This is a genomic window from Colwellia sp. MB3u-8 (genome assembly GCF_014076985.1).
Taxonomy (GTDB): Bacteria; Pseudomonadota; Gammaproteobacteria; order Enterobacterales; family Alteromonadaceae; genus Cognaticolwellia.
Window position 1 is genome coordinate 47,121 of the sequence record NZ_JACGVA010000069.1, and the last position, 12,869, is coordinate 59,989.

The window sequence follows — 12,869 nt, forward strand, 5'->3', positions numbered from 1 at the left end:
TCGCTTTAGTTGTTATCAATTAATTGTTGAAATGCCAGCTCACTTTTCAGGTTATTAAGCAAAGGAGAGTTGGTAATTTCAGCAATAGAATAATTATTATTAATCGCCAAAACTAAGTAATCTAAAGCCGCTTCGACCATATTTACACGGGCATAAGCGGCGGCAATAAAAAATTGATCTTCGCCGAGATCTTTGTCACTAATTTTTCTGGCATAAAAATTAGTTTTTTCAATATTATCTAAATTCGCATAATAATAGGCTAATGATGAAATCGCCTCTTTGTTATAAGGGTTGAGTCGCAATGCTTGCTCTGCTAGTAATATGGCCTGTTTAAAACTTTCAAAATATTTGTCATTATTGGCAAAACGATAAGCGTCAGCTAAGTTTCCCCAGTTGATGTAATCACTATCATTTAACGCGATCATCTGTTCATAAGCCGCCACAGATTTTTCATAGTCGCTTAAGATGAAATAATAAGTGCCTAGATTAGCGTAGCCATCGGAATTTTTTTGAATCACCAAGGATTGTTGCGCCGCTAAAATTGCTTTTTGTATATCGCCATTGAGGTAATGACAAGCGCTAAGATTAAGATAAGAAATATAGTTATTAGGCGTTTGTTTTGCTAGCAAGGCAAAGTATTCTATGGCCCTATGATAGTCACCACTTTCAAAATAATAAGCCCCTAAATCTGTCAACACCATAATATTATTCGGCATTAAATCATAAGCCTGCATTAATATCCGCTCAGCTTCGAGTAACTCGCCCAATTGAATAAATGACAATGAAAGGCTGGTATATGCCTTTAAAAAATTTGGATTTAACTCAAGGCTATGAGTAAATAACTTAACCGCATTACTATAATCCCCTTGCTTCAGTTTAAGTTCGCCTTGTAAATAGCTCAGCATAGGATGATTAATATTGATCTGCTGCAATTGTTCAATTGTGCGTCGCATGGGTACTAACCAACTAACGTCTTTGGACTCTATAAAATTACGTAGCTGTACTTCTGCCAAGCCAACATAAGCATCAGCATATTTAGGGTCAAGCTCAATAGCCGCCTGAAATGATGTCAGGGCTTGATTAATATTATCACCATGGTCAAAGCGATACAGATAGCCCTGTCCTTGCAAGTAATATTTATAAGCACCGTCAAAAACCGGTTGTTGCGCGGCGAATTGTTGGCTTAACGTTGCCGGTATTTGCCAGCCGAGTAAGTCCATCACTTGCTGGCGAATTTGACTTTGTGCGGCGAACAACTGATTGGCATCAATGGTTAATTGCAGCGACTTTAACTGCCGACCATCGGCGCCATTGACCAAGCTTAAATGAATATTACGGGTCGACCCCATATGCTGAATGCTACCTGTGATAACCACATCAACGCCATATTTGTTATAAATACTGGTCACGCTAGGATCTTCAAGCTGCCTAATTTCACTGGCGGGTAATACCCAAGTACTTGCGTCCCCTTGTTGATAACCCACTTCTGCTAAATCACTACTGAGCATAGTAGCGATACCATCACTGAATATTTGCAACACCGGATCGCCGCTAATATTATCGAACGGTAAAAAAGCTATTTTTTTCGACTCGACTAATTGTCGAGCAATCAGCTCTTGAGTACTTGGTGGAAATAAAACCCCACGCACACTCCAAGCAAGTGTCGCGCTTACTGTGATGATTAATAAGCTTTGTGTTAGCCAGTGTTGTTGCTGCCACCAATTCTTTTTATGGTTAATTTTTTCATCAATAGCAGCAATATCTTGTGCCAGGGCCTCTGCGCTTTGATAACGTGCTGATGGCGCTGTTGCTAGTAGCTTGTCAACCAAGGCAATGAGCTCAGCAGGCAGTTTTTCCTTATGTTCAGTTTCACGCTCAGCCTTACGTTCCGCTTCAAGCTCGGCTAGAGAGGTATATTCGCCATCAGTAATAGCTTGCCTAATTTGTGGTAAATTCAAGCCTAAAAATGGTTTAACGCCAGTCAACATTTCGTACAAAACAATACCCAAAGAAAACAAGTCAGAGCGTGCATCGCTCGCTTGACCTTGAATTTGCTCCGGCGCCATATATTGTGGCGAACCTTCAATACTTGTTGGCAACGTTTGCGACCTTGCTTCTTCAGCTACCGGCTCTTGCGCTGCTAAAGGTTCTTGCCCTGCCAAAGCTTTATCAGGGTCGATAAGCGAGGCAATGCCAAAGTCAAGTATTTTAATGCGGTCGTTAACATCGACCATAATATTTTGTGGCTTAATATCACGATGAATAATCTGTTGCTGATGAGCACAAGCAAGGGCTGCCACCATTTGCTTGGCATAATCGATAACAATATTTAACGCCAAGCCTTGTGGAGGAATAACCCTATCTAACGGACGCCCGTTAACCCACTCCATAACAATAAAATTAGCGTCACCATCACGGGCAATATCATAAACCGTCACGATATTGGGATGATTAAGTTGAGAAATAATTTTAGCTTCAGCCAGTATTAATGGCTGCTGAGCATCACTGATACCCAGCATTTTAATTGCAACAAAGCGCGCTAAAGCTAGATCTTTAGCTTTATACACCGCCCCCATGCCGCCCTTACCTAAAATATCGATAATTTTAAAGTGCGCCATACTACTGTGTTTCAGCTGTTTTTCCTGTCCCGCTTGTTCATCATCAGAAAGTAAAACTTGCTGGCTACACTGCGTATCCGCAATCGAGATAGTAAGTGTTTCATTCTCTTGATTAAGCTGATTAACCTGTTCGGTTTGTTTCACTTTTTGACCATATCAAATCAATACCATGCTTGACTGCGTTTTATTATTATAAGGCAATAATCATATGACAATGCCGCTATATCGAGCTTAGCTTTTATTTATTGCTATAACCAAGTAGCGCTTAATTTACGTCAAAACAAGCGCCAGACAATATTAATTGAATGGCTTGACGGACAAATGGCTTTAGTGGTTCACGTATTGGCTAACGTGCTGGTTAGACTCTTGATGCGTAAATTGGCGAGTATCACATTCAATTTTATCGCCTTTAGTAATACAAAAGAACTTACTTGCCAAGCGTAATTTTCCGGCGTTGCGTTCAATAATGTTACTGGATTCGCAAGAATTATTTAGTGCGTCGACAAATTGTTTACGCATACGGTAAATTTGAATATTTAAGTGACTAGCATCAAAGCCTAAATCTTTCGCTAGTAATTCAGCATACACCCAACCTTGTTCACTGTCGTCGACACCTGCTTGCATATCTTTAGCACGTTGACGCGCTAAACAAAGGCTTAGGTAATGGTGACTACGCGTGAATAAATCAATATGTTCTTCACCATTTTGCATAACAACATGGGTGCTCTCTTCATCTAAACTGGTTTGAAACAAAAAGGTTAATTCATCGAGCGAGGTAACATTGGGTCTGAGTAGTTGGGTATCTTCTATTGTGCGGTTTATTTGTAATTGCCATGTTAAACCATCAATATCTAAGCATTCTTGATCATTCAATTCAGCCGCCCTTGTGGACTGACTAAGGTTATCATCAAGGGTTTCTTGCCACCAAGAGTAGGTTTGGCTGTTATAGCTTAGCACACGATTGTGAGACTTTTTACTCGGTAATAAATGGAAATATTCTAATTCAATGGCCGCACTATTATGCTCAACAGGGATAAGGCAATCGCAAGGAGGATTTACGTCATGCACTTCAAAGGCATAACCTGACTTACTAGCAAAAGCGATCACATCACCAACATTAAGTTGAGCCACTTGATCATGTGCTAATCTTTGGCCATTAACCCAAGTGCCATTACTACTAACATCGCGCAGCAACCAATGTTGATCGTTCCATTCAATAAAGGCATGAATTTTAGAAACAAAAACATCCGAAATAAAAGTATTCACCGAGCTTTTAAGTCGACCAAAGCTATGGTGTGATTGTAATAAACAATTTTGTTGAGTTTGATTATTCAGTAAAGCGGCCATCACTTCCTCTCATTTTGATATCGGTGCTCATCAAATATGATTAACAGCTGATAAATGACGAATGATCAATATACCTATTTATCTCAACTAAAAACACCTCAGGTGTTTATTCTGCCTTATCTAGCGGAGCAAGTAAGTACATTTATCTAATGATCGTAATGTTTTTCTGCAGTTAGTATCAAAAATAGGAATAGCGACCTTGTTATTACAACTTTAAACTGGCCTCATGATGATTGTATCTATCGCAGAAGGGGAAATATGGACTTCCCTGGTTTCACTAGACGGTAAATCGCTGAATAACTACTAGTCGCCCTGAAAGGTCAGCTTTAAACATAACATGTAACTTAACGCATCAAACCTTATTCAACCCCATTTAGAAGCTTAATCCAGTAACTTAAATTATTGTGCGAAGTTAATATATGTACACTCCCAAAATTGCTATGACGAGTTTCAAATAAACAAGAATCTCATTTATATCAAAATTAACTTTTCATTGTCTGCCTGATACAGAAAGCCCACTACAATATTTTCATGTTGGTATCAGCCGATATAATATTTTTCATTATTGAGTGTTAATTTTAATTGAAAAACACTCCATTTGGCGTGTTACAGGTTCAACTATAACGGTCAAATAAATTATTTTTTATTCAAATGAGAATACAAGCGTAAAAAGTAAACGCTTAATTTCTTTGATAAGAACTCACTTTATAGAGCATCTAGATTAGCTATTGTCCAAAGTGTAAAACCTATCAAGATCACATTACCCGTAAGCTGCTACCTAAAGCATGCTCAATGAAGAAGCTTCAGGTGCACGCAGCACTATAGTTGTTGCACAGTTATCGACAAGGTAATAACACTATTGGTGATATTCATATTACGGGTAAATATATTCAACTCTTATTAAAATATTCTATTTTCACAGCTAAAAAACCACAAAACCGCTCTATAACAATTTTAAGAAAGTCGCTTGTTGGTCTTTAGCTACTTATACTTTGACGGTTCCATAAATTTATTTCTATGCAAATAAGATGTTGATTTTGGCTTTTATGTCTAGTTATGATTACTTTACTTAGCTTTACAGATGTTAAATTTATTAACATCAAATACATTCTATGGTGAGATGGTATTTTAGCGCTATTTTAAATGGCTTAAAAACAAAATTTAACTAGCACATACGGTTAAGTTTTAATTAGAATGCACAATTAAAATTAATGTAACTATCGCTAACTAGTACCACGCTACTACTTAGTTATTTTGAGGAAAAACCTATGCTTTTTAATGATTCATTTATCACCGATTGCCCAATTCGTCAGAAAATTCGTGAATTTTATCGTATTGATGAAAATACAGCGGTAGATCATATTTTGCCACTAGCAGAAGTGAATGTTAGTGCTCGAAGTCGTGCTTGGGAAAGAGCGCGTAAAATGGTGTTAAAAATTCGCCAAGACCAATCGGGTACTGGCGCAATAGATGCTTTATTAAAGGAATACTCTCTATCAAGCGAAGAAGGTGTGGTATTAATGTGTTTGGCTGAAGCCTTACTACGTGTACCTGATAAGCATACGCAAGATGCCTTAATTCGTGACAAAATTTCTCAAGGACAATGGAGCAGTCATCTTGGTAGCAGTGACTCACTATTTGTAAATGCTTCATCATGGGGCTTGTTAATTACCGGCACTATGGTTAATTATGCTGATAAGCGCAAAAAAGATAGCTTTGGTTTATTGAAAAAAGTTATTGGCCGTTTAGGTGAGCCTGTTATTCGTAAGTCAATGAACTACGCCATGAAAATTATGGGTAAGCAGTTTGTGATGGGCGAAACGATCAAAGCAGCCACTGAGCGTGCTGCGACAAAAGAACAGCAAGGTTATGTTTACTCTTACGATATGCTAGGTGAAGGCGCTCGCACAATGGACGACGCTAACCGCTATTTTAAAGCTTATCAAGATGCGATAGAAACTATTGGTAAAGTGGCTCGTGCTACAGGTAAAAACGACCCACGCAGAGTACCAGGTATTTCAGTAAAACTTTCGGCTATTCATCCTCGTTATGAGTTTAGCCACCAAGCACGTGTCATGGCTGAAATTGTACCAAAACTAAAAGCGCTTTGCCTGCAAGCAAAAAGTTATAACATTGGCTTGACCGTAGATGCAGAAGAGTCTGAGCGCTTAGATATATCGCTTGATGTTATTGAAGCGGTATTTAGTGACAGTGAATTAGCCGGTTGGGATGGTTTTGGTATGGCATTACAGGCCTATCAAAAACGCGCTATTTTTGTTGTTGAATGGTTACGAGACTTAACCGTACGTGTTGACCGAAAAATGATGGTGCGCTTAGTCAAAGGTGCATATTGGGATACAGAAATAAAGAACACTCAAAAAGAGGGTCTTAACCACTTTCCAGTCTTCACGCGTAAGTCTTCTACCGATGTTTCTTACCATGCCTGTGCCAATAAATTATTAGAATATAGAGATTCTATTTACCCACAGTTTGCCACACATAACGCTTACACCGCAGCAACGATTGTTGAACTTGCCGGTGATGATAAAGAAGGTTTTGAATTTCAATGCTTACATGGCATGGGAGATTCTTTGTACGACCAAATTGTGTCACTTGAGAACATTCAATGTCGCATCTACGCACCGGTTGGCCATCATGAAGAATTATTAGCTTATTTGGTCCGTCGCTTATTAGAAAATGGCGCTAACTCTTCTTTTGTCAATGCCATTGTTGATGAGTCGCAACCGGTCGAGTCTTTACTTGAAGACCCAGTTGAAAGAACTCAACGCTTAAAAGATAAGTATAACAACCAAATACTTAGACCTATTGCCTTATATCATGACGCCAAAGGTCTTGGCCGTGATAATTCTAAAGGCTTAGATTTAACCGACATTAGTGTCATCACGCCGTTAAAAGCCTCGTTAGATTACTGGTTTGTTGAGCACCTGCTTAATAAAAATGATATCCCCGAAGGGGCTATTGCGGTTAAGAACCCAGCTAACCATAGTGAAATCATTGGCTTTCATCATCTGCACGACAAAGCCGCCATGCTTGAGATGATCGATACGGCAGAAACAGCATTTACTACATGGTCAAAAACGCCAGTATCTGAACGCGCTGATTTATTATGCCGCGTGGCTGATATTCTTGAACGTCATACCGACGAGCTCATTGCCTTGTGTATTAAAGAAGCGGGTAAAATAGCCCAAGACGGTATTGATGAAGTGCGTGAAGCCGTTGATTTTTGTCGTTATTACGCACAGCAAGCGGTTGAAGTTGCCGCCGATGAACGCTTAGAAGCGCGTGGGGTTGTCTTATGTATCAGCCCTTGGAACTTCCCATTAGCTATATTTTTAGGTCAAGTGGCTGCCGCTATTGCCACAGGTAATACGGTATTAGCAAAACCTGCCGAACAAACCAGTTTAATTGCCTTACGCACCATTGAATTAATGAAGTCAGTTGGCTTACCTGAAGGCGTTGTACAAGCGGTTATTGCTCGAGGCAGTCAAGTGGGCAGCGTTATTGTTCCTGATGCTCGTATTCAAACCGTTATGTTTACCGGCTCTACTGAAACCGGCACTATTATTTCACAAACTTTGGCTGACCGAGGTGGCGATCAAGTCCCCTTTATCGCAGAAACCGGTGGCCAAAACTGCATGATAGTTGACTCTACCGCCCTACCTGAGCAAGTGGTTGATGATGTTATTTCTTCAGGATTTCAGTCTGCAGGTCAACGCTGTTCGGCGCTGCGAGTGTTATTTTTACAAGAAGATATTGCTGATGACGTTATTACTATGCTCAAAGGTGCATTAGCAGAATTACATGTGGGTAACCCAGAAAAATTAAGCACAGACATAGGTCCAGTGATAGATCAAAAAGCATTAGATGCCCTCAATGCTCACAGCGACTATATGAAAACTCATGGCAAACTGCTGTACCAATGCCCTATTGCCAGTGAGATAACAGATGAAGTAGCACAGAACGAACATTTCTTTTTTGCGCCACGACTTTATGAAATTAAAGACATTAGCGTGCTAGAGAAGGAAGTATTTGGTCCTTGTGTACATGTTGTGCGCTTTAAAGGCAATGACGTAGAAGCGGTTGTAGATAAAATTAATGGTACAGGTTTTGGTTTAACTATGGGTATTCATACCCGTATTGAACACCGTGCCTTTGATTTAGCCAAGTTATCACGTGCTGGCAATGTTTATATCAATCGTAATATGATTGGCGCTATTGTCGGTGTACAACCATTTGGTGGTCGTGGCCTGTCAGGTACTGGACCAAAAGCAGGTGGGCCAAATTACCTCACGCGTTTAGTGATAGAAAAAGCCACACCCGATGCTGAGCAATTTAAATTACTACCATGGCAAGTAGAAGCTTTAGACGGTGGTGAACAAGCGGAAAAAGAAGCCGTATTGTTTATGGACAAGGCTAATGCAGCAGAAAAAGGCTGGCGCTTAACTGAGTTAAATACTCGCCTTTCTTCTGTACGTCAATTGTTAGCAAAAATTGCCCATGTTGAAATTGTTGAAGATTTAGCTGACGATTTAAACCGCACCTTAAAATCAGCTCGTTCACAATTAATTAGTATTGAAAAGCGTTTGAAAAAGCCAACGTTTTTACCTGGGCCAACGGGTGAGTCTAATGTGCTTTATTTGGAAAACCGCGGCAATATCATTTGTTTTGCCGATAAAAATGTTAGCTTTCATTTTTGGTTACTTTCTATTGTAACGGCATTGGCAACGGGCAATACCGTTATTACTGTGGTCTCTGATTTGTATTATGATGAAGCGATTGCCTTTAGAGATAAGTTCATTGCTACCGGCCAAGATGCAGATGTTTTCCAAGTGGCTAAGTTATGTCACTTAACGACTATGCTGGCGCATCCTGCATTATCAGGTATTGTTGTAGACAGTCATTGTGATCGTAAGCACTTTATCAGTGAGAAATTAGCTGAACGTTCAGGGGCAATATTACCTGTGATCAGTTCTGAATATTTTGATCACTTGATTCAGCGTTTATTAACAGAAAAAACCATTAGCATTGACACGACAGCCTCTGGTGGCAACACGTCACTAATGACTTTAGTTGAAGAAGATTAATCGTTAATGAGAGATAGTTAATACCAAACGAATAGGTATTAACTATTAGGTATTAGGTATTAGGTATTAAGTGTAAACTGAAAACGGGCGTCTGATGATGCCCGTTTTTTTTAACTACTAAATGATATATGGGTGAAGAGTTATGGCTTATTCGCTGTCAGCTATCAGTTTAATCGACACCTTAAATCGCCCGGTATTTTTAGCAAGCCGCTTGCTCTGCTTAGCCAATCAAGCGGTATCTACAATCGCTAGACAAGGATAAAAAACCATCGCGGGTGTTATTTAACATCCTTCATGGCAAAAACTTTATTATGCTCAAGAATATATTCATCAAATCTCAATTGTAACCTAGGGTGCATGCGAGCTATAGCTAGCTCTAACCCCTTTTCAATACTGATACTTTTTAATAAAGCTAGATCCAGGCTATGGGCAATTTTGATAATATAGCGCATTCTTTGTTTCTCAAAAGTAATTAAATGCTTAGCGAATAACTTATCAACATGAGAGCATAATAAAATGCCATTTACGCCATCTAACCTTTGCTTATTGTCTTCACATTTTGCCCACGGAATAATATGAGAAGCGACTAACATTTCAGCAATATTTATACCTGTCAGTGCACATGTCTCGCCATTACCCCAAATATCAATAACGTTTTTTCTAAATTGCCCTTGTCCAACTCGGCACATGATTAATTTTTCTTTTTCTGTTTTTTCGATAGCTAAATTGGCTATCTCTAACAGATCTACCGCCTCTTTTTCAATAGGTTTTGCGCTATATTCAGGCTTGTGTGCACCTTCTGCGTACCATTTATCATCAGTGAAGTTTAGGGTCATATCCGTTAAGGTTTGTATAAACTCTTTGATGCTGGTTTTGCCGCTATCCGTGGCATCTACATAGTCCACATCTTCAATTATTGGAAAGGTTTTTAGTTGATAACCTTCCTCTGCAACTAATCTAATATGCTCTAGCGCTTGAATATAACCAGCTTGCTTTCTACCTTTTTTATTTTGCTCCCAATCCTTATCAAGGATTAAGCTCCGTCCCTCTTGAGTATGAGTATCCCAAGCCCCAAAAATAACAAACTTAGCTGCATGGTTTACAAATGAAAAATCAGTTCTCCAATTATTCGCTGTACCACCATGAGACTCGATAAATTTTTTCCTAGACAACTGACGTACTCCTTTCAAAAGTGATTTATAAAATTACATAGCTTATAAAGCCATTACAATTGATTCTGCACTAAAGTGAGTTAAATCAGTACAAATAAATTAAAAATTACTGATATAGGTAAAAATAACAGTCGCTGAATAAATTACTGCCTAGCGCTCATCACTATAAAGTATGGCGATGAGATTAACTTTATAGCTTAACTGGATTATTTATTAGCGCTGCAAGCGCTAACTTAAACAATTGGGTCAACGTGCAACTAGATCAACGCGAAAAATAATATTAACACCTTGTTTTAGTTTGTCATTTAACTAAATATAATTGACAGAACTGCCAAAAACAATTGTTTTAAAGTGGCTCAGCATAGCCGTAATTCACGGTAAAATTAACGCTTACCGCTGGCTAAATAGCCGACTATTTTACTTGTTAGGGTTCAGCCTGCTCTGCTTTTTTAGCACTTAAAGCCTCGGCAAAAGACGCTAGCCCTGTTTGCACCAACTGATAAGTTTTATCAATATTATGGCTAATATCGCCCGCCAATACTTTTAAATCAGCTAAAATACCTTTGGCTTCAGTAAAACCTTGCTCTATACCGCCACTGATAATATCAACAAAAGCCGTTAACGATTCTTCTGCCGCCATTTCAGGATGCTGCTCTTGATAAGCACCTAGAAACTGAGTACTAAAAGCAAGAATACGCTCCGCTGTTGCTTCAGGGCTGAAATCAAGCCCCGACTGATAACTGTCTTCAGCGCTACTTTCAACACGATTATCAGCCCCAGTTTCTTTAAGCGCTTCGTTTATGCCCTGTAAGGCCGTTTTTAACAACAATGACAGCGGCTGATCGCCCACTGTGGTATTGAACTTCAGTGAAGACTCTATAATAGCGGCATTAAGCTGTTTTTTATTGTTGGCATAAATAGAGCCTTCTGCTTTAACAATATTTTTATCATTAGCCAGCTCAGATATTTGCTGCCCCTTTGGCTTGTTCAAGGTTTTATCTGATGCGTTTGCTAATGTTCGAACATCTTGACTATAGGCATCATTAGGTTTAATGGTTGAGCTCATAAAATTTACCTCGGTTTATCAAAGCATATATAACAAGTATCGGCACCATTAAGTGTAACTTAAGTTTACGCTGTAACTATCTCACTCAACACAAGCTTACATTTATCATCACAAGGTTAATTTATCAAAAACTGTCAAAGATCATGACTGACAATGAGAGTGTTAATCATCAATTTCCCCTTGACCATTACGGGTTAATTTTAGCCTATGCAGACCTTATTATTTCACTAGCTACTGGCATGGCTAACGATAAGGAATACCGTCCAGCTTTAATCATTTTTATAAAAAACAATGACACTTATTAAGCACTTAACACGGTGATTTCCCCCTGGGGTTTTCGACATTACATGGCCTAAATGATACAATTTCAATTTTAAAATAAACAAAAAATAAGCGTTGCTGAATGTCTAACATTGTATTACTGAAAACCGGTATAGAACTCCCGATGAACGCAGAAATGGTCTATTTCAATTACTTCTGGTTACGCGATAATTGTGCCACCTCATGGGATAGCAGCACTCAGGAACGCACCTTTGATATTCTTGATGAAGCTGATGATTTACACGCAACAAGCGCCTGGATAAATGCAGCCTCACTGGAAGTTATTTGGAGCGATGGCTATCAAAGTCGTTACAACCTAGACTGGCTTGAACGTTGGCACAAGGGAGAAAATCATGGTGATTTGGCCGTTCGTGCCCGTAAAACTTGGTATGGCGATCACTACCCAAACATGGCGCGTTTTAGCTATGACGATGTTATAGCTAACCCTGCCAGTGTAGCTGATTGGGCAGAGGCGATGTTAGATGAAGGTGTTGCCCTAATCCAAGATATGCCAAATTCAAACGAAGGGCTGAAAACCCTATGCGAACTGTTTGGCACTGTGCGCCCATCTTTTTCTGGTTACACCTTTGATGTCCAGTCTAAAGCCAATCCTGAAAATCTTGCTTACACCAGCAAAGCACTTGAGTTACATACTGATTTACCTGCAGAAGAACTGGCTCCAGGTATCCAGTTCTTACACTGTAGGGTTAATGATGCAGAAGGCGGCAACAGCTTGTTTGTCGATGCAACTACCGTGGCCAACGCCTTAAAAAAAAGCTATCCACAATACTTCAAAATACTGACAGAATACGAAGTGCCGTATCGCTATACCACCCACTATCAAGATGTACGCACTAAGCAGCGAATAATCGAACTCGACCCTAATAATGGTGAGGTTAGTGGTATTAATTTTAGTCAGCACTTAGCGGATGTATTTGATTTTTCTCAGCGTGAAATGGATACTTTTTATCCTGCTTTTCGTAAGTTTGGACAGATGCTACAAGACGCTCAATATTTGATGACCTTCCGCCTAAATGCTGGCGAGTGTATGGTGTTCGACAACCACCGCATCGCTCACGGCCGAGCTTCCTTTATCAAGGGCAGTGGCGCAAGGCACTTACGGGGCTGTTATGTTGACCGAGGCGATTTGCGCAGTGTTTACCGTGTTTTACGTGCTAGCTATCCAACAGCAGAAGCAGAAATAACGGCGCCACTTTAGCCATCACTAGAGGCGTAATCA

The 12,869-nt window shown here is 39.6% G+C and carries 6 protein-coding genes; 2 read left to right on the top strand and 4 right to left on the bottom strand.

The window, feature by feature from the left end; all coding sequences use genetic code 11:
- Positions 1 to 5 precede the first annotated feature (5 nt).
- Positions 6 to 2,762: a serine/threonine-protein kinase gene (locus H4J54_RS14675; protein WP_182191755.1), complete on the bottom strand. Its 2,757-nt coding sequence runs from the start codon at positions 2,760 to 2,762 to the stop codon at positions 6 to 8.
- 183 nt (positions 2,763 to 2,945) lie between these two features.
- Complete coding sequence (locus H4J54_RS14680) at positions 2,946 to 3,965, bottom strand: FHA domain-containing protein (protein WP_182191756.1); 1,020 nt, start codon at positions 3,963 to 3,965, stop codon at positions 2,946 to 2,948.
- A 1,268-nt stretch (positions 3,966 to 5,233) separates the two neighbouring features.
- Here H4J54_RS14680 and putA point away from each other — a divergent pair.
- A complete protein-coding gene (putA, locus tag H4J54_RS14685) occupies positions 5,234 to 9,070 on the top strand; it encodes a bifunctional proline dehydrogenase/L-glutamate gamma-semialdehyde dehydrogenase PutA (RefSeq protein ID WP_182191757.1) in 3,837 nt (1,278 codons plus the stop codon).
- Between the two features lie 278 nt (positions 9,071 to 9,348).
- Here putA and H4J54_RS14690 read toward each other — a convergent pair whose 3' ends face one another.
- Both H4J54_RS14690 and H4J54_RS14695 read right to left on the bottom strand, forming a co-directional pair.
- Complete coding sequence (locus H4J54_RS14690) at positions 9,349 to 10,242, bottom strand: HNH endonuclease (RefSeq protein WP_182191758.1); 894 nt, start codon at positions 10,240 to 10,242, stop codon at positions 9,349 to 9,351.
- Positions 10,243 to 10,666: 424 nt separating this feature from the next.
- Positions 10,667 to 11,308 (bottom strand): DUF5610 domain-containing protein, encoded by a 642-nt coding sequence (locus H4J54_RS14695; protein WP_182191759.1) that lies wholly within the window; start codon positions 11,306 to 11,308, stop codon positions 10,667 to 10,669.
- A 403-nt stretch (positions 11,309 to 11,711) separates the two neighbouring features.
- On the opposite strand from H4J54_RS14695, the gene H4J54_RS14700 reads away from it, so the two are divergent.
- Positions 11,712 to 12,848: a TauD/TfdA family dioxygenase gene (locus tag H4J54_RS14700; RefSeq protein ID WP_182191760.1), complete on the top strand. Its 1,137-nt coding sequence runs from the start codon at positions 11,712 to 11,714 to the stop codon at positions 12,846 to 12,848.
- The last annotated feature ends 21 nt before the right edge of the window (positions 12,849 to 12,869 follow it).

What these genes read in the sequence shown, in the direction of transcription:
- H4J54_RS14680 (WP_182191756.1), bottom strand. Translation starts at nt 3,965, where the DNA reads ATGGCCGCTTTACTGAATAATCAAACTCAACAAAATTGTTTATTACAA.
- putA (WP_182191757.1), top strand. Translation starts at nt 5,234, where the DNA reads ATGCTTTTTAATGATTCATTTATCACCGATTGCCCAATTCGTCAGAAA.
- H4J54_RS14695 (WP_182191759.1), bottom strand. Translation starts at nt 11,308, where the DNA reads ATGAGCTCAACCATTAAACCTAATGATGCCTATAGTCAAGATGTTCGA.
- H4J54_RS14700 (WP_182191760.1), top strand. Translation starts at nt 11,712, where the DNA reads ATGTCTAACATTGTATTACTGAAAACCGGTATAGAACTCCCGATGAAC.